Raw genomic sequence first — 23,047 nt, forward strand, 5'->3', positions numbered from 1 at the left:
TGGAGCGGGCAAGCCACAGGGGGCCAACAGAAGAGGGGGAAACGTGACCGTCGTCTGGATCAACGGCGCGTTCGGTGCGGGGAAGACGTCCACCGCACGGGAACTGATCGACCTGATCCCGAACAGCACGCTCTTCGACCCCGAGGTCATCGGGGCGGTGCTCCCGCACCTGCTGCCGCCCAAATGCCTCGCCGAGGTCGGCGACTTCCAGGACCTGCCGATCTGGCGCCGCATGGTGATCGACACCGCGGCCGCCCTGCTCGGCGAGGTCGGCGGCACCCTCGTCGTCCCCATGACCCTGCTGCGTCAGGACTACCGCGACGAGATCTTCGGCGGCCTCGCCGCACGCAGGATCCCCGTCCGGCATGTGCTCCTCGCCCCGGCGGAAACGATACTGCGCGAGCGGATAGCCGGGCGGGACGTCCCGCCCGACCTCCCCGACGGCGAGCTGCGGATACGCCAGTGGTCGTACGACCACATCGAGCCCTACCGCAACGCCCTCGTCTCCTGGCTCACCGCCGACGCCCACCCGGTGGACACCAGCCACCTCACCCCGCACGAGACCGCCGTGCGGATCGCGCAGGCCGTCGGCAGCGGAAGCGTCGCCGCCTGTGACATCGTGCAGACCCCCGAGCCCACCGCCGAGACCCTGGCCGCGGGGGTGCTGCTCTTCGACGAGCGGGACCGGGTGCTGCTGGTCGACCCGACGTACAAACCCGGCTGGGAGTTCCCCGGCGGGGTCGTGGAACCGGGCGAGGCGCCCGCGCGCGCGGGCATGCGCGAGGTCGAGGAGGAGACCGGCGTCCGGCTCGACGACGTCCCCCGGCTGCTCGTCGTCGACTGGGAGCGGCCGACACCTCCCGGATACGGCGGACTGCGCCTTCTCTTCGACGGCGGCCGTCTCGACTCCGCCGCGGCCGCGGGGCTGCTGCTGCCCGGCCCGGAGCTGCGCGGCTGGCGTTTCGCCACGGAGGAGGAGGCGGCCGACCTCCTGCCCCCGGTCCGCTACGAGCGGCTGCGCTGGGCGCTGCGGGCGCGGGAGCGCGGTGCGGCGCTGTACCTGGAGGCCGGCATCCCGGTCGGGTGAGTCACCGGGCGGCGCGCTCCAGCTGCTGTGCCGGGTAGGGGGTCGACCTGCTCTCCTCCCGCAGTCGTCGTTCGAAGTCCGTCATCACCGTGGCGACCCGGGCGTGACGGGTGAGGAGGGGCAGGGGACGTGTCGGCCGTTCGCCGCGGTCGGGCGGTCCCGTGGGCCCCGCCCCGGTGGGCGGGACCGTCGCCGGGGCGGGGCCCACGGGTCAGCTCGCCGCGTAGCTGCGCAGGAACAGCGCCTCCGCCACCGACAGACGCTCCAGCTCCTCGGGCGAGACGCTCTCGTTGACCGCGTGGATCTGGGCCTCCGGCTCGCTCAGACCGATGAGGAGGATCTCCGCGCGCGGGTAGAGCGCGGCGAGGGTGTTGCACAGCGGTATGGATCCGCCCTGCCCGGCGTACTGCATCTCCTGGCCCGGGTAGGCCACCGCCATCGCCTCGGCCATCGCCGCGTACGCAGGGCTCGCGGTTTCCGCGCTGAACGGCTGGCCCTGCCCGATCTGCTCGGTCTGCACCCGCGCGCCCCACGGCGTGTGCGCCTCCAGATGGGCCTGGAGCAGCTTGGTCGCCTCGGCCGCGTCGACACCCGGCGGCACCCGCAGACTGATCAGCGCACGGGCGCTCGCCTGCACCGACGGGGTGGCGCCGACGACCGGCGGGCAGTCGATGCCGAGGACGGTGACGGCCGGCCGGGCCCAGATCCGGTCGGCGACCGTGCCGGAACCGATCAGCCCGACGCCGTCGAGGACCTTGGCGTCGCGGCGGAACTGCTCCTCGTCGTACTGCAACCCCTCCCAGGAGGCGCCGTCGGTCAGGCCGTCGACGGTCGTCGAGCCGTCCTCGGCGCGCAGCGAGTCCAGGACGCGGATCAGCGCGCCGAGCGCGTCGGGGGCGGCGCCGCCGAACTGGCCGGAGTGCAGATTGCCCTCCAGCGTGTCGATCCGCACCCGCATCATCGTCATGCCGCGCAGGGTGGAGGTGACGGTCGGCAGGCCGACCCGGAAGTTGCCCGCGTCACCGATGACGATGGTGTCGGCCGCGAGCAGCTCCGGGTGCTGCTCGGCGTAGCGCTCCAGACCGCCGGTGCCCTGCTCCTCCGAGCCCTCGACGATCACCTTCACATGGACCGGCACCCCGCCGTTCGCCTTCAGGGCACGCAGAGCGAGCAGGTGCATGATGAAGCCGCCCTTGCAGTCGGCGGTGCCGCGCCCGTACCAGCGGCCGTCCCGCTCGGTCAGCTCGAAGGGCGGGGTGGACCAGCCGGCCTCGTCCAGCGGCGGCTGCACGTCGTAGTGGGCGTACAGCAGGACGGTCTTCGCGCCCTCGGGGCCCGGCAGGAAGCCGTAGACGGACTGGGTGCCGTCCGGGGTGTCGAGGAGGGCCACGTCCTGGAAGCCCTCGGCGCGCAGCGCGTCCGCCGCCCAGTTCGCCGCCGCCTCGCTCTCGCTCCTGGGGAACTGGTCGAAGTCCGCCACCGACTTGAAGGCCACCAGTTCGGTGAGCTCCGCCTTGGCCCTGGGCATCAGGGAGGCGATGGTCTCGGCGACCGGATTCGACGACATGGGCACGCTCCTTGTGGGTGCGACGTTGTACCGATGAGTGCCGTCGATCCTCCCACAGCGGCCTGTGGCGATCACGGTCGTAGGATGCGGGGGGACAGGTGCGGCAGGCGGCTTGATCGGGAGCAGTAGACCATCGTGAGCAGCGAGAACTCTTCGGCGGACGACGTGCGGCAGGTGTGGGACGTCGTCGTGGTGGGCGCGGGACCCGCGGGGGCTTCGGCCGCCTACGCGGCGGCGGTCGCGGGGCGGCGCGTGCTGTTGCTGGAGAAGTCGGAGCTGCCCCGCTACAAGACGTGCGGCGGCGGCATCATCGGACCCTCGCGCGACGCGCTGCCCCCGGGCTTCGAGCTGCCCTTCCGCGACCGGGTGCACGCGGTGACCTTCTCCCACAACGGCCGCTTCGCCCGCACCCGCCGCTCCCGGCAGATGCTGTTCGGGCTGATCAACCGGCCCGAGTTCGACCAGCAGCTCGTCGAGCACGCCCAGAAGGCGGGTGCCGAGCTGCGTACGGGCGTCACCGTGCAGCGCGTCGAGCAGCACGGCTCGGCGGTGCCGGACCGGCGCACGGTCGCGGTCGTCCTCCAGGGCGGCGAGACGGTGCTGGCGCGCGCGGTGGTCGGCGCCGACGGCAGCGCCAGCCGCATAGGGGCCCACGTCGGAGTCAAGCTCGACCAGGTGGACCTCGGCCTGGAGGCGGAGATCCCGGTGCCGGAGACGGTCGCCGAGGACTGGAAGGGCCGGGTCCTCATCGACTGGGGCCCTATGCCGGGCAGTTACGGCTGGGTGTTCCCCAAGGGGGACACGCTGACGGTCGGCGTGATCTCGGCGCGCGGTGAAGGCGCCGCGACCAAGCGGTACTTGGAGGACTTCATCGGCCGCCTCGGCCTCGCCGGCTTCGAACCGAGCATCTCCTCCGGCCACTTGACCCGCTGCCGGGCGGACGACTCGCCGCTCTCACGCGGGCGGGTGCTGGTGTGCGGGGACGCGGCGGGCCTGCTGGAGCCGTGGACCCGGGAGGGGATCTCCTTCGCGTTGCGCTCGGGCCGGCTCGCGGGGGAGTGGGCGGTCCGCATCGCCGAGGCGCACGACGCGGTGGACACCCGCCGCCAGGCGCTGAACTACGCCTTCGCGGTCAAGGCGGGCCTCGGTGTCGAGATGAGCGTGGGCAAGCGGATGCTGGCCCTCTTCGAGCGCCGCCCCGGCCTCTTCCACGCGGCCCTCACCGGCTTCCGCCCGGCGTGGCGTGCGTTCACCGACATCACCCGGGGCCGTACGACGCTGGGCGAGATCGTCCGTACGCATCCGCTGGCCCAGCGGGTGCTGCACGCGATGGACCGGCGCCAGTCGGGGGAGGAAGCCGGTTCCTGAGCCGGGGTGTCCGCGATCACCGGCTGTGGGTGACGGTGATCCGGAACACCGGGTGGTCGGGGGCGATGCGCCGCAGGTCGGCGTCGGCGGAGTCGGGGCCGACCCCGTTGAAGAACGCGCCGACCTCGGCCTTCCAGCGCTTGAGATAGGCGCGCAGCAGCGGCACCTTCTCGTCGTCGCCGACCTCGACCGCGGTGAACTCGTCGACCTTCTTGCCGAGGTGCAGTTCACCGCCGCCGGCCGCGCGCATGTTGTGCGTCCACTGGACGTGCCCGCGCGGGGCGACCAGGTACTGCTGCCCGTCCACGGTCAGCAGGTTCACCGGGGTGGTGCGCCACTGGCCGCTCTTGCGGCCGCGCACCGCGAGCACCCGCGACCCCCACACGCTCAGGCCCCGACGGGTCAGCCAGGACACGGCACGGTTGAAGACGTTGATGGTGAACCAGCCGGGCTTCTGGACGTGGGTGGACATGGCAGGGGCCTCCTGGATTCAGAAAAGTGTGAGCAGTGCTCTCGATCTGAAAAGAGTGTGCCCTGGATCGACACCCCATAGCAAGAGCGCTGCTCTCTTTTTTGTTCGGTGATCTCGAATGTGTTGCCCGCTCACGGTTGTGTGCAGTGCTCCGTCTCCGTGGGACACTGGACGCATGAGCAACGTCGCCCGAGGGGCCCGCGCCCGCGCCAGGATCGAAGTGACCGCCGCCATCAAGGAAGAGGCGCGCAGACAGCTCGCGGCGGAAGGAGCCGCCAAGCTCTCCCTGCGGGCCGTGGCCAGAGAGCTCGGCATGGTCTCCTCCGCGCTGTACCGGTACTTCCCGAGCCGTGACGACCTGCTCACCGCGCTGATCGTGGACGCGTACGACTCCCTCGGCGAGGGCGCGGAGGCCGCGCACGCCGCGGTCGCGGACGCCGACCCCGTCCGGCGCTGGGTCGCGGTCTGCGAGGGGGTGCGGGAGTGGGCGTTGGCGCATCCGCACGAGTACGCGCTGATCTACGGCTCGCCGGTACCCGGCTACACCGCTCCCGAGACGACGCTCCCCGCCGCCGCCCGGGTCGGCACTCTCCTCATCGACATCGCCCGCGACGCGCGGCAGAGGGCCGGGGGGACGCAGCTGCCGCCGCTGCCGGCCGAGCTGCGCACCGAGGCCGAGCGCATCGCCGCCGACCTCGCGCCGGACCTCCCTCCGGAGACGGTCGCGGTACTCGTCGCGGCCTGGGCCCAGTTGTACGGGCTGGTCGGGTTCGAGCTGTTCGGCCAGTTCAACCGGCTGGTCGAGGACCGCGAACCGTTCTTCCGGCACGCGGTGACGCGCCTCGCGCAGGGGGTGGGGCTGGTCTAGCGGCGCCCTGGGCCTCGGGTGGCAGGGGCCCGCCCTCAGGCGCCGTCTCCTGGCCATGGGTGTGCGCCGCGTCGGATGCGGCGAGTGACAGGCTGACCAGGCCCGTTTCGACGAGGATGGAACTCCCACCTGGCGGCAGCCCTCCGGGCGGTCAGCCGAGGAGGAGCTGGAGCCTCGCGGTGAGATCGCCCAGCGCGGCCTGTTCCGCGGCGGTCGGGGTGCGGCGTCCGGTACCGATCAGCAGGGCGTCCGGGTCGCGGAGCGCGGCGGGAAACGGCGCCCCGGCGATCCTCTCCAGCGACGCGCGTGCCGCGGCGAGGGTCTCGGCGGGCGGCTCGGCGGCCGACGGCAGATGCGCGATCAGATCGAGGTGGTGCAAGGTCCACTCGAGCACGTACGCGTGCAGGTAGTCGCCGACGGTCAGTACCTCGTCGCGGGTGCTGACGCGGAGGGTGGGATCGGCGAGGCCGGCCGCGCGGCCGGCGGCGGAACCGACGTCGTCGAGGTGGAACTTGAGCCACCGCGGCTCGCCGTACGCGGCGGCCAGCCGGGGGATCAGCGCGTCGAGCGGGTCCTCGCCGGTCGGTGGTTCCGCGAGGAGGTCCCAGTAGGTGACCGCGTCCACGGTGGGCTCGGTGTCGGCGGGTGTGACCAGGGTGATCAGGACGTCCTGCGCGTCGAGGACCAGATGACACACCAGGTCCCGCACCAGCCAGCCGGTGCAGCCGGACGGACGCTGGAAGTCCTCGTCGGAAAGGTCGGCCACCGCGGTGCGCAACGCCGTCCAGGAACGGGAGAAGAGATCCACCGCGGCACGGTAGTCCCGGACCGGAACGGCGGACAAAGGGATTTTCGGCGGAGCCGGCCGTTCCGGCCCCTGAGCCGCCGCACAGGAGCGCGCCCGGCGGGGCAAGCAAGCCCCGCCGGGCGCGCCCTGGAGGCGTCCCCCTAGTCGCGGACCGGGACCCGTTCCGCGTGCGCCTCCTCCACGGTGGATTTCGCGACGACCACCGACGGCCGCGCGCGCCGGGTGCGCAGACCGGTCAGGGTGATCAGGAGACCGGCGGCGGCGATGCCGGTCACGACGGTCAGGCCGGGGCGGTAGCTGTCCAGGACGGCCTGCGGCGTCGGATCGGCCGGGGCGCCCGCGGTGACCACCGCCGTGACCACGGCCAGGAAGATCGCGCCACCCACCTGCACGGAGGTGTTCAGCAGGCCGGAGACCATGCCCTGCTCGTGGTCCTCCACCCCGTTGGTGGCCTGGATGTTGAGCGAGGGGAAGACCAGCGCGCAGGCCGCGCCGATCAGCAGCATGCTGGGCAGGATCACGGCCGCGTACACCGGGTCGAGGTCGACGCGCAGGAACAGCGCGTACCCGGCGACCATCAGGGCGAAGCCCACCACGATCAGCCGCGGCGTGCCGAACCGGTCGACGATCGAGCCCACCTTGGTGGAGGAGAGCGCCACCAGCGCGCCCGCCGGCAGGAACGCCAGCGCCGTGTGCAGCGCCGACCAGCCGAGCAGCGTCTGCATGTACAGCGTCGCCAGGAACTGGAAGCCGACGTACGAGCCGAAGAAGGCCATCGCGCCGAGCTGGGCGCGGATCTGGGTGCCGGAGCGCAGTACGCCGAGCCGGATCAGCGGGCCGGACGAGCGCCGCTCCACCAGGACGAACACAGTCAGCAGGGCGGCCACGGCGAGGAAGGACAGCAGCGTGCGGGCGGACGTCCAGCCGATTTCCGGCGCCTGGACGACGGTGAAGACCAGCAGCAGCATCGAGGCGGTGCCGAGGACGGCGCCGGGGACGTCGTAGCCCTGGTGGTTCTTCTCGCGTTCGCTGCGGGGCAGCAGCTTCAGGCCCGCCAGCAGGGCGATCAGCGCGATCGGTGCGGGCAGCAGCATGGTCAGGCGCCAACTGGCCTCGGTGAGCAGGCCGGACAGCACCAGGCCCATGGAGAAGCCGGTGGCGGCGCAGGTGGTGTAGATGGACAGCGCCCGGTTGCGCAGCGGGCCCTCAGGGAACGTCGTGGTGATGATCGACAGGCCGGCGGGCGCGGTGAAGGCGGCGCTCAGGCCCTTGATGAAGCGGCTGGCGATCAGCAGCGGACCGGAGTCGACGAGCCCGCCGAGCAGCGAGGCGAGCGCGAACACTCCCAGGGCGACCAGGAAGACCTGGCGGCGGCCCAGCAGGTCGGCCGTGCGGCCGCCGAGCAGGAGGAGGCCGCCGTAGCCCAGGATGTAGCCGCTGACGATCCATTGCAGCGTCGAGGTGGACAGACCGAGGTCGGAGCCGATGGACGGCAGGGCGACGCCGACCATCGACACGTCCAGTGCGTCGAGGAACATCGCGGCGCACAGCACCAGCAGGGTGCCCCACAGGCGTGCCGTCCAGCGTCCCGCCGTCGAGGGGGAGGCGGGGGAGGTGAGCGGAGAGGTCATGCCCAGAACACTACATGCGCATGCATGGAATGCAAGCGCATTTAATTCTGATGCAATGAATTCGGTTCTCTGCTACGGTGCGCCCCATGGCGGCGAAGAAGGCCGAACAGGCGCTCGTGGAGCAGTGGCGGGGCATCCTGGCGCTGCATGCGCGGACCCAGTGCGAACTCGACCGCGCGCTGCACCACCACGGCCTGTGCGCCAGTGACTTCGAGGTGCTCGACGTGCTCGCCGGGGGAGCCGCGGCGGACGGCTCGTGCGGCTATCGCGTGCAGGAGATCGCCGACCGGGTCCATCTGAGCCAGAGCGCGCTGTCGCGACTCATCGCCCGGCTGGAGAAGGACGGTCTCGTCGAACGCGGCATGTGCGCCGAGGACCGCAGGGGTGTCCGGGTCGCGCTCACCGGCAAGGGGCGCGCGCTGCACCGCGAGGTGCTGCCGGTGCAGCGCGCGGTGCTGACCCGGATGCTGGAGTCGTCCTAGCCGGTCACTCTCATATCACGGCGGACTTCTCGCGCCACAGGGCGGCGAGTGCGTCGTCCCCGGTGACCGTGGGGAAGGGCAGCCGGTTCCACAGGGCCAGGTAGAGCTGCCCCGCTGTCCCCGTCACCTCGCAGTCGGCGTCCCCCGCGTCCCCGAGCTCCGTCACGGGCGGCTGGGGCGACAGCCGTACGGTCCACACGGCGCCCTCGACGTCGGTCGCCCGCACCCGCAGGGTGCGCGGCTCCTCGGTGCGCACCGCGCTCTTGGGGCGGGCGTGGAAGGCGCGCAGCAACTCGTCGACACCGTCCACCGCGAACCGCGGGGCGAGGGAGGCGGCGATCGCCTCGGGTGCCGTACCGCGCGCGGACTCCGCGTCCACGCGGTGCACGGTCGTCTCGTGCGCCTGTCGCCGAGTCCAGAACGCGAGGGGTGAGGGGGCGGGCATGAAGTGCCAGCACTCCACGTCGGGCGGGGCGCTGGCCAGGGTGTCGACGAGCCGGCGGTGCCCGTCCCGGAACCAGTCCAGCAGCGCGGTGCCGTCCAGGTCGGGCAGTCCGTCCAGGGGACGGGGGGAGGTGTGCCTCTCGGCCACGAACGAGGTCGCCCAGCGGTGCACCATCCCCGTGTGCCGCAGCAGGTCCCTGACCTGCCAGTCCGGGCAGGTCGGCACCTTGGCGTCGGGGCCCGCCTCGGCCGCGGCGGCCGCGAGGCCGAGGCCCTGCTCGTCGAGCGCCTGTATGAACGCGGTGGTCTCCATGGGGCTGAGTGTGCCGGATGGAGTGCGCTCGATGGCCAGGATTTTCGGTGGAACGGGCCGCCGCGATTGGCCGAAACGGCACGGTGCGGGGACGCCGTCCGCTCGAACTGGCATGCGTGCACGGCAAGTTCGCCTAGGTTTGGTTCCTGATCATCAGTGTGAGCACGCAGGAGGCCTTGCCGTGTCGGATTCCACCCCCCAGACCACTGCCAGCGCGGGCATACCCGGCCGGATCGACACGTCCAAGCCGCATTCAGCCCGGTTCTGGAACTACTTCGTCGGGGGGAAGGACAACTACGAGGTCGACCGTGAGATCGGGGACGACATCAAGAAGATCTTCCCCGGCCTCGTCGACGTGGCCGTCACCAGCCGGCACTTCCTCGGACGCGCGGTCCGCCATCTCGCCGTCGAGCAGGGCATCCGCCAGTTCCTGGACGTCGGCACCGGTCTGCCGACCGCCGACAACACCCACGAGGTCGCCCAGCGGGTGGCGCCGGACGCGCGCATCGTCTACGTCGACAACGACCCCATCGTGCTGGCCCATGCCCACGCCCTGCTCACCAGCACGCCCGAGGGCCGGACCGCCTACCTGGACGCCGACCTCTACCAGCCGGAGGCCGTCCTCGAAGCCGCCCGCGGGACGCTCGACCTGTCCCAGCCGGTCGCCCTGATGATCCTCAACACCCTGGGGCATGTCGCCGACTACGAGCAGGCCCGCGACCTGGTGCGCCGGCTCATGGCGGGCCTGCCGCCCGGCAGCCACCTCGTGATCAGCGACAGCACCGCCACCAGCGAGGGCATGATCGCCGCGTCCGACGCGTACAACGCGAGCGGCGCGGTGCCGTACTACGTCCGCAGCGTCGAGGAGATCGCCGGCTTCTTCGACGGCCTCGAACTGGTGGACCCGGGCATCGTCCAGGTCCCCGCGTGGCGCCCGGAGGCAGGCGATTCGGCCAACCCGGTCGGCGCTGTGGACGCCTACTGCGGGGTGGGGCGCAAGAAGTAGGGGCGGCTGGCGGCGGGGGTGCCCGTCGCGTTCCCCCGGGCCCGCGGGCCTGCGCATGGACGAAACGGCGTACTCCGACGCGGTGTCGGAGTACGCCGTCCCTGGGCGCCGGGACTGCCACCGGGGTGAGCGAGTCGATGCGGTCCGTACGGGACCACGCCGTCGGCCCTGTCTACCGAGCCGGCTCGGCCGCCCCGTCCCGCCCGCCGCCGAACACGTCCTCGATGAGCCTCGTCCACCCACTCCCGGCCCGCGGTCGTGGCGGGGATCCCCGGTGCGGACGTCCCGTCGTCGTAGTACTCGCCGGTGAAGTTGAACACCCCGCTGGTGGGTGTGTGAAGGGTCGCTGAACCGGCCGGCTGTGGCGCGACGGAACGGCGAAGCCCGCCCCACGGTGTGTGGGACGGGCTTCGTGTCGAGCGCCGGGCAGGCCTTGCACCTGCATCTTCCCGCAGGAAGCGGGACGTCTTTCCTTGGACCACCAACGCATAGGCGACCGCCCGGAATCGGGGGCGACCAGCTCAAGATCAAGTCTAGCGCATCCCCCAGCGGCCGCTGACGAGCTGTCCCACGGTCGGCAGTTCCATGCACCTGGGCAAAGCCATCTGCCGTTCTCGTGGGCCCAGGAGTACTCGCTCGTGCCGCTGATCACGGCACGCGACGGTTGCCCCTGGACCCGTTCCGACGTGCCGGTCAGTGATCGTCCGTCGCCCGTCGTGTGCCCAAGCCGATCAGCGCTGCCACTCCCGCCAGCGCCGCCACGCTGGTGAGGGCTGTGGGGAGGGTGAACCAGTCGGCCATGAAGCCGATGGCAGGGGGGCCCAGGAGCATGCCGCCGTAGCCGAGGGTCGAGGCGATGGCCACTCCGCTCGGACCGGCCAGGGCGCCCGCCCGTTCCACGGCGATCGGGAACAGGTTGGCCAGGCCGAGGCCCGTGACGGCGTAGCCGAGGAGTGCCGCCCACAGGGCCGGGGCGAGGGAACCGAGCAGCATGCCGGCCGCCGCGACGCTGCCGCCGGCCACCACGGTGCGGGTGCGGCCGAGCCGTTCCAGCAGGGTGGTGCCGGTCAGCCGGCCCACCGTCATGGCGAGCGCGAAACAGGAGTAGCCGGCCGCCGCCGCGCCGGCCGAGGAGCCCAGGTCCTGCTGGAGGTGGAGGGCGCCCCAGTCGGCGAGGGCGCCTTCGCCGTAGGCGGTGCAGAGGGCGATCAGGCCGAAGACGATGACGAGCCCGCGGGTGCGGGGAGTCGGGCGGGACGCCCCGGTGTGCGCGGGGCCGGTCCCGGCGGCGGTCTTCGGTGCGGGTGGTCGGAGGCGGAGCAGCGGCGGGCCCGCCAGCGCCGTCACGAACAGACCGACGAGGCCGAGGCCGAGCAGATGGCGGGTGGGGGAGAGGGAGCCGGCGACCAGCCCGCCGAGGCCGGCGCCGATCATTCCGCCGAGGCTGAAGGCCGCGTGGAACGTGGGCATGACCGGCCGGTCGAGGGCCCGCACCAGATCGACGGCGGCACTGTTGAAGGCGACGTTGATCCCGCCGTACGCGGCGCCGAAGAGCAACAGGACGGTGCCGAGCGCGAGGACGGAGTGGGTGAGCGGGGGAAGCGTGACGCTCAGCGAGAGCAGGACCGCGCAGACCACGGTCACCGGATGGCTGCCGTAGCGGCGGCAGAGACGGCCGGTGAGCATCATGGTGACGACCGCGCCGGCCGAGACGCCGAGCAGGGCGAGCCCCAGGGCGCTGGCGGAGGCGTTGGTCTGCTCCTTGATGGCGGGGATGCGCACGACCCAGCCGGCGAAGACGAAGCCGTCGAGGGCGAAGAAGACCGTGAGGGCGATGCGGAGTCGGACGAGTGCGCTGCCGTGCGGCACGACGCTGTGCGTACGGAGTTTGTTTATGGGCGGCACAAAGTCAGGCTAGGCGGGTGCCGGGGGCGGGGCAAGGTGGTTGAAGACCGCACGGTCGGTCGTCGAACCCGGTGTGCGGGTGTTTCAGTGCGCGGTCGACCGTCGCGCCGTGGTGGGCGGGTGGTGTGGGTGCGGCGTCAGTCGTCGCACGGCGGTGTGCGGGTGGTGTTCGGTACGGCGGCAGTCGTCGCACCGCGGTGGGCGGGTGCTCAGTGCACGGCCGGTCGTCGCACCGCGGTGCGCGGGTTGGTCGGTCAGCGCTCGGTCGGGGTGAGCACCACGAAGTCCGCGTTCGACGGGTCGAGGCAGATCGCCAGTCGGCCGACGCCCTCGGCGTCCTCGGGGCCCATCTGCACACTGCCGCCGTTCTCGGTGACCTTGGCGACCGCGGCGTCGCAGTCCGTGACGTCGAAGACCGGGTGCCAGTACGGCCGCCCGTTCGTCAGGGTGAGGTCCTTCTCTGGAAGTTCCATGAGGCCGCCCTGCATGCGCTCCGCCGGCAGTCCGGCGGGCGTGATGAGGATGTACGTGCCTGCGTCGCCCGGCAGCGGCATGTCGCTGAACTGCCAGCCGAAGACACTGCCGTAGAACTCCTTCGCGGCTGCGGCGTCGCTCGTGAACAGTTCGGTCCAGGACAGCGAGCCCGGCGCGTCCGCGAGTTCGAAGCCCTTGTCCTTACCCGGCTGCCATACGGCGAACTGGCCCCCCAGCGGGTCGCTGAACTGCGCCATCCGGCCCCAGTCCTCCAGGTCCCTCGGGGGCACCCGCACGGTGCCGCCCGCGCGCTCCACGGCCTGTGTCGTGGCGTCCGCGTCGTCGACCGTGTAGTAGATCATCCAGGCGGACCGCGCGCCCTCCTCGGTGAGCTTGCCGAGTCCGGCGACGGTCTTGCCGTCCTTCTTCAGCATCCCGCCTTCCATCTCTCCGCCCTCGGCCCCCTCGGCCTCGCCCATGGGCTCGTATTCCCAGCCGAGTACCGCGCCGTAGAAGGCCGCGGCGGCTCGTACGTCGGGGGTGCCGAGGTCGATCCAGCAGGGGGAGCCGGCGGTGAGTTCGGTGGTGATCATGTGTTCCCCTATCGATGGTCTCGTGATTTCAGCGTGACACCGGGCAGCGACAATCGCCCGCCGGCCGCTCCCCGGGGTCCCTCTCCGTGCTGGCGCACCGCTCGGCGGGCCCGCCGAGCGCGGCGCGGGGGCGCGGCGGTGTGGCGTCGAGAATGGAGGAACCCCGCGTTCCGGCACGGCAGTTGACTGGTGCATGATTGCGGAACCTTTACTTCGCCCTTACCGAATCCTCTTCTTGCTTAAGTCAATCAAGGGATAGGTTTCGGGGCGTCGTGCAGACCGCATCTCCCCACGGAGGCCCGACCCGTGTCCCATGTCCACCCCAGGTCCGACCGGGCGGGGGAGCCCGCCGCGCCACGGACCGGTCTCGTCGTGACGGTGCTGGCCTTCGGCGGGATCGTGGTCTCGCTGATGCAGACCCTGGTCATCCCGATCGTCCCCCAGCTGCCGGAACTGCTGGACGCCCCCGCCTCGGACACCGCGTGGGCCGTCACCGCCACGCTCCTCGCGGCCGCCGTCGCCACCCCCGTGATGGGCAGGCTCGGCGACATGTACGGCAAGCGCCGCATGCTCATGGTCAGCCTGCTGGTGCTGATCGCCGGATCGGTCACCGCCGCCCTCAGCGACTCGCTGGCCCCGATGATCGTCGGGCGTGCGCTGCAAGGCCTGGCGTCCGGCGTCATTCCGCTCGGCATCAGCATCATGCGCGACGAACTGCCCGCCGAGCGGCTCGGCTCGGCCACCGCGCTGATGAGCGCCTCCCTCGGTGTCGGCGGCGCGCTCGGTCTGCCCGCCGCCGCGCTGATAGCCGACCACTTCGACTGGCACATGCTCTTCTGGACCTCGGCCGGGCTCGGTGCCGTCGCCGCGTTGCTGGTGCCGCTGACCGTGCCCGAGTCGAAGGTGCGCACCGGCGGGCGGTTCGACATCGTGGGCGCCGTCGGCATGGCGGCCGGGCTGGTCTGCCTGCTGCTGGCGATCTCCAAGGGCGCCGACTGGGGCTGGAGCAGCACCACCACCCTCGGCCTGTTCGCGGGCGCGGTCGTCGTCCTGCTCCTGTGGGGTGCCTTCGAACTGCGCGTCCGGGAGCCCCTGGTGAACCTGCGGAGCACCGCCCGCCGTCAGGTGCTGGTGACCAACCTCGCGTCGGTGGCGTTCGGCTTCTCCATGTTCGCGATGTCGCTCGTCCTGCCACAGCTCCTGCAACTGCCGCGGGCCACCGGCTACGGTCTGGGCAGGTCGCTGCTGGACGCCGGTCTGGTGATGGCGCCGGCGGGCCTGGTGATGATGGCCATGGCGCCCGTCTCCGCCCTTCTGTCGAGGGCGCGGGGCCCGAAGGTGACCTTGATGGTGGGCGCCGTGATCGTGGCGGCCGGATACGGCCTCAACATCGTGATGATGGACGCCGTCTGGCAGCTCGTCGTGGTCACCTGCGTCATCGGCGCCGGCATCGGCTTCGCCTACGGCGCCATGCCCGCGCTCATCATGGGCGCCGTGGACCCCTCCGAGACGGCCGCCGCGAACAGCCTCAACACCCTGATGCGTTCCATCGGCACGTCAACGGCCAGTGCTGTCGCCGGTGTGATCCTGGCTCAGATGACCACGGCCTTCGGCGCCACCGCGCTGCCCTCGGAGAACGGGTTCAAGGTGGTCATGGGTGTGGGCTCGGGAGCGGCGGTGCTCGCCTTCGTCGTCGCGGCGTTCCTTCCGGGCCGGAAGGCCACCGCCGGGGCCGCCGAAAAAGACGCCGAAGAAGCCGCCGGCGCTGCCGAGAGCCCTGCCGCGCGTGCGGGGGAGGAGGCCGTGGGCGCCGCCGTCGCCGTACCGCTGGCCCGTGCCGTCGCGGAGCTCGTCGCGACGGTGCCGGGGCTGGCCGACGGCACACCGGCCGGCGGCGGGCATCCGGTGCGCGGCCGGGTGCGGGGCGTGGAAGGCGCGCCCGTGGGCGGGGCCGCGGTGACGCTGATCTCCCTGGGCGGACGGCAGTTGAGCCGCTCGGTGACCACTGCGGACGGCTCCTACGCGACCGAGGCGCCGGGCGAGGGCACGTACGTGCTGATCGCCTCCGCCGAAGGTCACCGGCCGCAGGCCACGACCGTCGTGGTCGGCGCCACGCCGGTGACGTACGACGTGCTGCTCAGCGGCGGCAGCGGGCTCACCGGTGTCGTGCGGTCGGCGGACGACGGGGCGCCCGTGGCCGGGGCGGTGGTCATCGTCACGGACGTCCGAGGCGACGTGCTCGCCACGGCGCAGACCGACGGCGTCGGCGAGTTCACCCTGGCCGAGCTGGTGCCGGGCCCGGTGACCCTCGCCGTCAGCTCGCCCAAGCACCGGCCGGTGGCGCTGCCCGTCGAGGTCGGCGGCCAGGGCATCACCCGTGTGGACGTCGAACTGCGGCCCGGCGCGCAGGTACGGGGCACCGTCCGTGGCGCGGGCGCCCCGCTGGGCGACGCGCGGGTGACGCTGGTGGACGCCGCCGGCAACGTCGTCGCCACCACGACGACCGGCCGCGACGGCGTCTACGCCTTCGGCGACCTGGACGCCGGCCAGTACACGGTCATCGCGACGGGGTATCCGCCGCGCGCGGCCGGAGTGAGCGTGTCCGGCGGCGACATCGACGGCCATGACGTCGAACTGGCCCACGCCACCGACTAGCTGTACGTCGTGCTCCTGACCGGCGCTCGTCCGTTGCCACCCCTCCGCGGAACACTCAACCGGCCGGAGTCGGCGTGGTAGGCGCCGCAGAGCAGAAGCGTCTCGTCGGCGCGGGCGGCGCCTGGGTCCGGTTGCTCGGGCCAGGACCCGTCGGGTTCCGACTCGCCCAGAAAGCGGCTCACTCTCGGGCCGCGTCCAGCGCGTCGGCCCGCCTCGCCAGATCTGTGGCGATGTCGTCCCAGTCCGGGCCGTGCATCCACAGGTTCTCGGCGGCCTCCCGCAGGAGCGCCGGCTCGTCCGGCCGCTGCAGAAGCACCAGTCGATAGGCCAGATTCCGGATCCAGACCGGCAGATTGCCGTCCACGACGTGCGGGCAGAGCGCACGCAGCATGGCGAGGATCGACTCCGCGTCGGCGAACGTCAGCTCCTCGACGAAGTAGTGCTCCCGATGGTCGAGCCCGCACTGCGGGGCGGGCCGGTACTCGTCTCCATAGAGACACCGGGCGTGCTCCGTCAGAGTGCTGTGCATGACCTGGAGCCTACGGCGCCGCGAGCGGCCGGACGGAACCTGGTCGCCGTACGGGCCGAAGACCACCGTCGGAGGTGCCGGCGGGCGTGAGCCGACGGCCAGGCCGGGCGTCGCCGCGACGGGGCGGCAGCACCAGCGCCCTGACCAGCAGACGGCGCGGGCGGGGCCCGCCCGCGTACCGGCGGCCGTTCGGGGCGTCGTACGGTGGCGCCGGGGTCAGCCGTCGCCACCGCCGCTCTCCGCGCGGAGCCGCTCCGCGATCCGGTGCCCGAGCGCCTTCTTGTCGATCTTCCCGACGGAGGTGCGCGGGAAGAGGCCCACGGCCTCCACCCGGTCCACCAACTACTCGGTCGTCGACATGGTGGACCTACGCCCAGGGCGGCACCGAGCACACCCGCGGACTGACCTCCACCCTGCTGTCCACCACCGCGGTCCGCGCCGCGGAGATCCACCGCTCCCTGCTGGAGCGGCACAGCGCCACCGTCCGACCGGCCCACGGTCTCACCGGCGACCGCCGACCGCCGCCGCGCCCTCGCCGTGCGCGGCGGCACGGCTCTATGGTGCGGGGACCGTCACCGTCGCGAGGGGTGGGACATGACGCACGTCGAGGACGAGCTGACCGGCCAGCCGGAGTGCTGGGCCCGCGCCGCCGCCGAAGTGGCCCGGCACACACCACAGTTGCCACGACGGGGCGAGCGCGTCGCGTTCGTGGGATGCGGCACCTCGTACTTCATGGGCCGCGCCGCCGCAGCCCTGCGCGAGGGCGCCGGCCACGGAGAGAGCGACGCGTTCGCCGCCTCGGAGTTCCCCCACCTCCGCAGCTACGACCACGTCGTCGCCCTCACCCGCTCCGGCACCACCACCGAGGTCCTCGACCTGCTCGCCCGGCTGCGCGGACGGACCCGCACGACCGCGATCACCGCCGACCCGCACACCCCCGTCAAGGACGCCGCCGACCACCTCGTGGTCCTGCCCTACGCCGACGAACGCTCCGTCGTCCAGACCCGCTTCGCCACCACCGCCCTCACCCTGCTCCGCGCCCACCTCGGCCTGCACACCGACTCCGTCGTCACCGACGCCCGTACCGCCCTCGCCGAGCCGCTGCCCGAACAGCTCCTCGGATGCGGCCAGTTCACCTTCCTGGGACGCGGCTGGACCGTCGGCCTGGCGCACGAGGCCGCGCTGAAGACGCGCGAAGCCGCACTGGCCTGGAGCGAGGCGTATCCCGCGATGGAGTACCGGCACGGCCCCATCAGCGTCACGACCGGCGGCTCGGCGACCTGGATGCTGGGCGACGCGCCCGACGGCCTCCCCGAAGAAGTCCGCGCCACCGGCGCGCTGTGGATCCCCGGCACACTGGACCCCCTCGCGGAACTGGTCCGCGCCCAGCGCCTGGCCGTCGCCCTGGCCGCCGCCCGGGGCCTGGACCCCGACCGGCCCCGCCACCTCACCCGCTCGGTGATCCTCGCCCCCTGACCGAGCGGAGGAGACACCGTGTCCCTCACCACCACCGGCGAGCTGGTCACCGGCGCCCACGCGGCCCGCACCGCCGTAGCCGCCTTCAACATCATCACGCTGGAACACGTGGAGGCCGTCATCGCCGGCGCCGAGACCGCCGGCGCGCCCGTCGTCCTCCAGATCAGCGAGAACGCCGTCCGGTTCCGCCGGGGTCGCCCGCTCCCGCTCGCCCGCGCCGCCGTCACCGCTGCCGAACGGGCCGCCGTACCCGTCGCATTGCACCTCGACCACGTCCAGGACGACCGACTGCTCGTGCAGGCGGCGGACGCCGGCTTCAGCTCCGTGATGTACGACGCCTCCCGCCTGCCCTACGCCGAGAACCTCGCCGCGACCAGGTCCGCCGTCGACCGGGCACACGGTCAAGGCCTCTGGATCGAGGGCGAGTTGGGGGAGATCGGCGGGAAGGGGGCCCACGCGCCCGGCGCCCGCACCGACCCCGTTGAGGCCCGCGCGTTCGTCGCGGACTCGGGCGTCGACGCCCTGGCCGTCGCCATCGGCAGCGTCCACGCGATGACCACCCGCACGGCCACCCTCGACCACCATCTGCTCGAGCGGCTCGCCGCGGCCCTCGACGTGCCGCTCGTGCTGCACGGCTCCTCCGGCGTCCCGGACCACGAGCTGCGCGCGGCCGTGGCCGGCGGCATCGCCAAGGTCAACATCGGCACCGCCCTCAACCAGGCGCTGACCGGCGCGATCAGGGAGCACCTCGACGCACACCCGGACGCGGTCGACCCCCGCACCTACCTGAGCGCGGGCCGGGAGGCGATGGCCCGGACCGTCGAGCACATCCTCACCGGGGTGGGGCTCACCCCCGCCTGACCGCCTTCAACACCACGAACTTCCGGTCACCGGCGACCAGTTCACCATTGCCGAACAGGCGCCGCAGCTTCACGTGGTAGCCCAGGTGCCGGTTGCCCACGACCCACAGCTCCCCGCCCGGCCGCAACGCGCGCCGCGCCCCGGTGAACATCCGCCACGCGGTGGCGTCCGTCGTCGCCTGGTGGGAGTGGAACGGCGGGTTGTTCAGCACCACGTCCACACTGCCGTCGGGCACCCCCGCCAGCCCGTCCCCGACCCGGAACTCGGCGTGCCCCGGCACCCCGTTCGCCTTGTACGTCGCCTCCGCCGAGGCCACCGCCTGGAACGACTCGTCGGTGAACAGCACCTCGGCCCCCGGGTCGGCCAGCGCCACCGCCGTCCCGACGATGCCGTTGCCGCAGCCCAGGTCGACCACCCGCCGGGCGCCGCGCGTCCGCGGCAGGTGCCCCAGGAAGAACCGGGTGCCGATGTCGAGCCGGTCCGCGCAGAACACCCCCGCGTGGTTGACGACCGGCCGGCCGGACAGCGGCCCGAGGCCGTCGGGGAGGTCGTAGCGGTACGGCCAGGGATTGGCCGGGCGCTCCAGCGACGGGTCCGGGGCGCAGAAGATCAGCCGGGCCTTCTGCTCGGCCAGGGAGGTCCGGGTGGGGCCGAGGATCCGCTCGAAGAGCCGCAGCGTCGAGGTGTGGATCTCCTTCACCATGCTGGTGCCGACGACGACCGTCCCCGCGTGCACGGCGGGCGCGAGCCGCAGCAGCTGGTCCTCCAGCAGCGCGAGGCTCTTCGGCACCCGTACCAGCAGCACGTCGACCCGCCCGGGCGGCGGGTCCTGGGTGGTGAGCAGCCGCACCGAACCGGGCTCGACACCGTTGCGGGCGAGGTTCGCCCGGGTCGCCTCCTGCCCGAGCCAGGAGTCGGTGATCTGCGCCGGCCGGCCGTCCTCCAGCCGCGCCGGCCGGTGCGCCGCGAGCGCCGTGACCAGCGCGCCCCAGCGGTCGCCGAGCACCACGACCGTCCCGGACAGCGGCAGCTCCCGCTCGGCGAGGTGCCGCAGCAGATACGCGTCGGCGGCGTCCCAGGCACGCAGCCTGTCGCGTGGATCCTCGGGGTGGCGGGCCAGCGCGAGCCGGCCCCACGGCGTCGTCATACGGTCGTCCATCGTGGGTCAAGGCTAGCCGAGTCGCAGCTCAGACCCGGTGGGGGAGGATGGGGCCATGGACAGCGAGCTGTTTCCCCGGGAACGCGCTCGGATCGCCCCGGGCGCGGTGCACGTGCCCGACTGGCTGGACGCGGCCCGCCAGCGGGAGCTGCTGGAGGCCTGCCGGGCGTGGGCCCGGCCGCCCGCCGGCCTGCGCACCGTCCGCACCCCCGGCGGCGGCACGATGACCGCCCGCCAGGTCTGCCTCGGCCGGCACTGGTACCCCTACGGCTACGCCCGCACGGCCGTCGACGGCGACGGCGCGCCCGTGAAGCCCTTCCCGGCCTGGCTCGGCGACCTGGGCAGGCGCGCGGTGGCCGACGCGCTCGGGCCGGAGCACGTCGGCCCGGCGGCGTACGACATCGCACTGATCAACTTCTACGACGGCGACGCCCGCATGGGCATGCACCGCGACGCCGACGAGCGGTCCGACGCGCCCGTGGTCTCCCTCAGCCTCGGCGACACCTGCGTCTTCCGCTTCGGAAACACCGAGACCCGTACCCGCCCCTACACCGACGTGGAGCTGCGCAGCGGTGACCTGTTCGTGTTCGGCGGGCCGTCCCGGCTCGCCCACCACGGGGTGCCGCGGGTCCTTCCGGGGACGGCCCCCGGGGGGCTCGGGCTGACCGGGCGGCTGAACGTGACCCTGCGCGTCAGTGGCTTCCCGGACGCCACCTGACCGAACGGATCATGGGAGACTCCCCCTCATGAGCGGCAAGGCGGACCCCCGGCAGGCGGGGGATGGGACCACCTCGAGGGCGCGGCTGGACCGAGGGCGCGGAGCGCTCGGGCCCGCGTTGGAGCTCGTGCACACCGGGCGGGCCCCCACGCGCGCGGTGCTCACCGCCGAACTGGGCGTCACCCGCGCCACGGCCGGCGCGGTCGCCGCCGAACTGGAGGCGCTCGGCCTGATCCGGGTCGACGCGCGGCCCGCGGCGGCGGCCGGCTCCCAGGGCCGCCCCTCGCACCGCCTGGAACTCGCCGAGGACGGACCCGTCGCCCTCGCCGCCCAGGTGCACGCCGACGGGTTCCGGGCCGCGCTGGTCGGCCTGGGCGGGAAGATCGTCGCCACCACGCCCGGCTGCGAGACCGTCGACGCCGACCCGGCGAAGGTGCTCGCCACCGTCGTGGAGGCCGGCGCCGAACTGCTGCGCGACACCGGCCGCCGCTGCGTGGGCGCCGGACTTGCCGTGCCGTCCGCGGTCGCCGAGCCCGAGGGCCTGGCCCTGAACCCGCTGCACGTGGCCTGGCCGGTGGGGGCACCGGTGCGCGAGATCTTCGCCGAGCGGGTCCGCGCGGCCGGCCTCACCGGCCCCGTCTTCGCCGCCAACGACGTCAACCTCGCCGCCCTCGCCGAACACCGGCACGGTGCCGGACGCGGTGCCCGCGACCTGCTGTGCGTGGCCACCGGGCACCGGGGTGTCGGCGGCGCGCTCGTTCTGGACGGCCGTCTGCACACCGGCAGTTCGGGCCTCGCGCTCGAAGTGGGGCACCTCACCGTCAACCCCGAGGGCCGCCCCTGCCACTGCGGCAGCCGCGGCTGCCTGGACGTCGAGGCCGATCCGCTCGCCCTCCTCACCACCGCCGGCCGTGCACGCGGCCCCGAGGGATCCCTGCTCCAGCAGGCCAACGAGCTGATCCGCGAGGAGTACGCCGACCCGGTCGTGCGCACGGCCACCGAGGCCCTCATCGACCGCCTCGGCCTCGGTCTCGCCGGTCTGGTCAACATCCTCAACCCGGACCGCATCATCCTCGGCGGCCTGCACCGCACCCTCCTCGACACCGACCCCGACCGCCTCCGCGCGGTCGTGGCCGACCGCAGCCTGTGGGGACGCAGCGGCGGCGTCCCCATCCTCTCCTGCACCCTCGACCACAACAGCCTGGTCGGCGCGGCGGAACTGGCCTGGCAGCCGGTGCTGGACGACCCGCTGGCGGCGCTGAGCGGGGTGTGAGGCCGGTGCGCCCGCCGCCGAGGTGATCCTTCGTATGCTGCATGCCTGGGCGGCCGGGTGCTCGTCCGGCCCCGCCTCGAAGCAAGCGCACCGGCAGGAGAGTTGACGTCATGACCGACAAGCTCATCGTGAGCGTCCTGGGCACCGGCATCATGGGCGCCGCGATGGCCCGCAACCTCGCCCGCGCCGGACACACCGTCCGCGCCTGGAACCGCACCCGCGCCAAGGCCGAGCCGCTGACCGCCGACGGCGTCACCGTCACCGGGACCCCCGCCGAGGCGGTGCGGGGCGCCGACGCCGTCCTGACCATGGTGTACGACGGTCCCGCCGCCCTGGAGGCGATGCGCGAGGCCGCTCCCGCACTGCGTCCCGGCGTCGCGTGGGTGCAGTCGACGACGGCGGGCATCGACGCGATCGGGGAGCTGGCGGCCTTCGCGCGCGAGCACGGCCTGGTGTTCTTCGACGCGCCGGTCCTCGGCACCCGGCAGCCCGCCGAGGCCGGCCGGCTGACCGTGCTGGCGGCCGGCCCCACCGAGCACCGCGACGCGGTGAACCCCGTCCTGGACGCGGTGGGTGCCCGCACGGTGTGGACCGGCGAGGACGGCGCGGCGGGCAGCGCGACCCGGCTGAAGCTGGTCGCCAACAGCTGGGTGATCGCGGCCACCGCCGCGGCCGGCGAGGTCCTGGCCCTGTCCGAAGGGCTCGGCGTGGATCCGCACGCCTTCTTCGAGCTGATCGCCGACGGCCCCCTGGACATGGGCTACCTGCGGGCGAAGGCAAGCCTCGTCCTGGAGGACCGGCTCACGCCCGCCCAGTTCGGCGTGGCGACCGCCGCGAAGGACGCCCGTCTGATCGTCGAGGCCGGCGAGAGCGCCGGAGTCCGTCTGGACGTGGCGGCCGCGAGCGCCGAGCGCCTGGAGCGGGCCGCGGCCCAGGGCCACGCCGAGGAGGACATGGCCGCCGCCTACTTCGCCAGCTTCGACGACCAGCCCTCCGAGAACGGCTGAGGGGCCGGGCCCGTCGCCGTCACGCCGGCAGCGCGCGGCGGGGCCGGGCCACCAACTCGCCGCCGCAGTTGGGGCAGACGGTGCTCATGGCCTTGCCGCACGGCACGCAGAAGGTGCACTCGTACGAGCAGATCAGGGCCGGCGCGTCGTGCGGCAGGGCGGCCGTCGTACAGCGCTCGCAGCGGTCGCGCATCTCCAGGGCCATCGGCGTACTGCTCCTTCGGCGGGGTGAGGTGTGGTCGTACTAATCGTGACCCGGCCGCGGACGGCCGGCAGCGTCACGTCAGGTCAAAGATCAACACGATCGGGCCACCTCGGGGCGGCACGAGCCCGCGGCGGGGACGAAGACGC

General features: G+C 73.0%; 22 protein-coding genes. 11 read left to right on the forward strand and 11 right to left on the reverse strand.

Features of this window, described 5'->3' with window-relative positions; genetic code table 11:
- Positions 1 to 43 precede the first annotated feature (43 nt).
- On the forward strand, positions 44 to 1,087 hold the full coding sequence (locus ALMP_RS29965) for an NUDIX hydrolase (RefSeq protein WP_264933900.1): 1,044 nt from the start codon (positions 44 to 46) through the stop codon (positions 1,085 to 1,087).
- Positions 1,088 to 1,298: 211 nt separating this feature from the next.
- Here ALMP_RS29965 and ALMP_RS29970 read toward each other — a convergent pair whose 3' ends face one another.
- Entirely contained in the window at positions 1,299 to 2,654 is a 1,356-nt protein-coding gene (locus tag ALMP_RS29970) for a dipeptidase (RefSeq protein ID WP_264933902.1), read from the reverse strand.
- A 135-nt stretch (positions 2,655 to 2,789) separates the two neighbouring features.
- On the opposite strand from ALMP_RS29970, the gene ALMP_RS29975 reads away from it, so the two are divergent.
- Positions 2,790 to 4,022 carry a geranylgeranyl reductase family protein gene (locus ALMP_RS29975; protein WP_264933904.1) on the forward strand — a complete coding sequence of 411 codons (1,233 nt, stop codon included), beginning with the start codon at positions 2,790 to 2,792 and terminating at the stop codon, positions 4,020 to 4,022.
- A gap of 16 nt (positions 4,023 to 4,038) precedes the next feature.
- Here the strand turns inward: ALMP_RS29975 and ALMP_RS29980 are convergent, their stop codons facing one another.
- Complete coding sequence (locus ALMP_RS29980) at positions 4,039 to 4,494, reverse strand: nitroreductase family deazaflavin-dependent oxidoreductase (protein WP_264933905.1); 456 nt, start codon at positions 4,492 to 4,494, stop codon at positions 4,039 to 4,041.
- Positions 4,495 to 4,669: 175 nt separating this feature from the next.
- Here ALMP_RS29980 and ALMP_RS29985 point away from each other — a divergent pair, with 175 nt between their 5' ends.
- Entirely contained in the window at positions 4,670 to 5,362 is a 693-nt protein-coding gene (locus ALMP_RS29985) for a TetR/AcrR family transcriptional regulator (protein WP_264933906.1), read from the forward strand.
- Between the two features lie 151 nt (positions 5,363 to 5,513).
- Here ALMP_RS29985 and ALMP_RS29990 read toward each other — a convergent pair whose 3' ends face one another.
- Complete coding sequence (locus tag ALMP_RS29990) at positions 5,514 to 6,170, reverse strand: maleylpyruvate isomerase N-terminal domain-containing protein (protein WP_264933907.1); 657 nt, start codon at positions 6,168 to 6,170, stop codon at positions 5,514 to 5,516.
- Positions 6,171 to 6,310: 140 nt separating this feature from the next.
- Positions 6,311 to 7,801, reverse strand: coding sequence for an MFS transporter (locus ALMP_RS29995; protein WP_264933909.1), 1,491 nt, complete (start codon positions 7,799 to 7,801; stop codon positions 6,311 to 6,313).
- 86 nt (positions 7,802 to 7,887) lie between these two features.
- Here ALMP_RS29995 and ALMP_RS30000 point away from each other — a divergent pair, with 86 nt between their 5' ends.
- Positions 7,888 to 8,283, forward strand: a complete 396-nt coding sequence (locus ALMP_RS30000; protein WP_264933911.1) for a MarR family winged helix-turn-helix transcriptional regulator — start codon at positions 7,888 to 7,890, stop codon at positions 8,281 to 8,283.
- Between the two features lie 10 nt (positions 8,284 to 8,293).
- Here the strand turns inward: ALMP_RS30000 and ALMP_RS30005 are convergent, their stop codons facing one another.
- Positions 8,294 to 9,040, reverse strand: a complete 747-nt coding sequence (locus ALMP_RS30005; RefSeq protein ID WP_264933913.1) for a maleylpyruvate isomerase family mycothiol-dependent enzyme — start codon at positions 9,038 to 9,040, stop codon at positions 8,294 to 8,296.
- A gap of 181 nt (positions 9,041 to 9,221) precedes the next feature.
- Between ALMP_RS30005 and ALMP_RS30010 the strand changes: the two genes are divergently transcribed.
- Positions 9,222 to 10,046 carry an SAM-dependent methyltransferase gene (locus ALMP_RS30010; protein WP_264933914.1) on the forward strand — a complete coding sequence of 275 codons (825 nt, stop codon included), beginning with the start codon at positions 9,222 to 9,224 and terminating at the stop codon, positions 10,044 to 10,046.
- A 693-nt stretch (positions 10,047 to 10,739) separates the two neighbouring features.
- On the opposite strand, the gene ALMP_RS30015 is transcribed toward ALMP_RS30010, so the two are convergent.
- Together ALMP_RS30015 and ALMP_RS30020 are read right to left on the reverse strand one after the other, a co-directional pair.
- Positions 10,740 to 11,951, reverse strand: a complete 1,212-nt coding sequence (locus ALMP_RS30015; RefSeq protein WP_264933915.1) for an MFS transporter — start codon at positions 11,949 to 11,951, stop codon at positions 10,740 to 10,742.
- Positions 11,952 to 12,205: 254 nt separating this feature from the next.
- Positions 12,206 to 13,018, reverse strand: a complete 813-nt coding sequence (locus tag ALMP_RS30020; protein ID WP_264933917.1) for a VOC family protein — start codon at positions 13,016 to 13,018, stop codon at positions 12,206 to 12,208.
- 306 nt (positions 13,019 to 13,324) lie between these two features.
- On the opposite strand from ALMP_RS30020, the gene ALMP_RS30025 reads away from it, so the two are divergent.
- Entirely contained in the window at positions 13,325 to 15,673 is a 2,349-nt protein-coding gene (locus ALMP_RS30025) for an MFS transporter (RefSeq protein WP_264933919.1), read from the forward strand.
- Between the two features lie 178 nt (positions 15,674 to 15,851).
- On the opposite strand, the gene ALMP_RS30030 is transcribed toward ALMP_RS30025, so the two are convergent.
- Positions 15,852 to 16,202, reverse strand: a complete 351-nt coding sequence (locus ALMP_RS30030; RefSeq protein ID WP_264933921.1) for a hypothetical protein — start codon at positions 16,200 to 16,202, stop codon at positions 15,852 to 15,854.
- Positions 16,203 to 16,418: 216 nt separating this feature from the next.
- Positions 16,419 to 16,541, reverse strand: a complete 123-nt coding sequence (locus ALMP_RS30035) for a hypothetical protein (RefSeq protein ID WP_264933923.1) — start codon at positions 16,539 to 16,541, stop codon at positions 16,419 to 16,421.
- Positions 16,542 to 16,796: 255 nt separating this feature from the next.
- On the opposite strand from ALMP_RS30035, the gene ALMP_RS30040 reads away from it, so the two are divergent.
- Together ALMP_RS30040 and ALMP_RS30045 are read left to right on the forward strand one after the other, a co-directional pair.
- Complete coding sequence (locus tag ALMP_RS30040) at positions 16,797 to 17,678, forward strand: SIS domain-containing protein (protein ID WP_264933925.1); 882 nt, start codon at positions 16,797 to 16,799, stop codon at positions 17,676 to 17,678.
- A gap of 18 nt (positions 17,679 to 17,696) precedes the next feature.
- Positions 17,697 to 18,539 carry a class II fructose-bisphosphate aldolase gene (locus ALMP_RS30045; RefSeq protein WP_264933926.1) on the forward strand — a complete coding sequence of 281 codons (843 nt, stop codon included), beginning with the start codon at positions 17,697 to 17,699 and terminating at the stop codon, positions 18,537 to 18,539.
- Here the strand turns inward: ALMP_RS30045 and ALMP_RS30050 are convergent.
- Complete coding sequence (locus ALMP_RS30050; protein ID WP_264934019.1) at positions 18,526 to 19,686, reverse strand: methyltransferase; 1,161 nt, start codon at positions 19,684 to 19,686, stop codon at positions 18,526 to 18,528. The genes ALMP_RS30045 and ALMP_RS30050 overlap by 14 nt on opposite strands.
- 67 nt (positions 19,687 to 19,753) lie before the next feature.
- On the opposite strand from ALMP_RS30050, the gene ALMP_RS30055 reads away from it, so the two are divergent.
- The 3 genes from ALMP_RS30055 to ALMP_RS30065 all read left to right on the forward strand — a co-directional run bounded on the left by ALMP_RS30055 (position 19,754) and on the right by ALMP_RS30065 (position 22,696).
- On the forward strand, positions 19,754 to 20,416 hold the full coding sequence (locus ALMP_RS30055; RefSeq protein ID WP_264933927.1) for an alpha-ketoglutarate-dependent dioxygenase AlkB: 663 nt from the start codon (positions 19,754 to 19,756) through the stop codon (positions 20,414 to 20,416).
- A gap of 28 nt (positions 20,417 to 20,444) precedes the next feature.
- The gene (locus ALMP_RS30060; protein ID WP_264933929.1) at positions 20,445 to 21,689 is read left to right on the forward strand and encodes an ROK family protein; all 1,245 of its coding nucleotides are present in this window, start codon (positions 20,445 to 20,447) and stop codon (positions 21,687 to 21,689) included.
- Between the two features lie 110 nt (positions 21,690 to 21,799).
- Positions 21,800 to 22,696, forward strand: a complete 897-nt coding sequence (locus ALMP_RS30065; RefSeq protein WP_264933931.1) for an NAD(P)-dependent oxidoreductase — start codon at positions 21,800 to 21,802, stop codon at positions 22,694 to 22,696.
- A gap of 19 nt (positions 22,697 to 22,715) precedes the next feature.
- Here the strand turns inward: ALMP_RS30065 and ALMP_RS30070 are convergent, their stop codons facing one another.
- Positions 22,716 to 22,901 carry a DUF1272 domain-containing protein gene (locus tag ALMP_RS30070; protein ID WP_264933932.1) on the reverse strand — a complete coding sequence of 62 codons (186 nt, stop codon included), beginning with the start codon at positions 22,899 to 22,901 and terminating at the stop codon, positions 22,716 to 22,718.
- Positions 22,902 to 23,047: the final 146 nt, after the last annotated feature.

The organism is Streptomyces sp. A012304 (assembly GCF_026008495.1).
GTDB lineage: Bacteria > Actinomycetota > Actinomycetes > Streptomycetales > Streptomycetaceae > Streptomyces.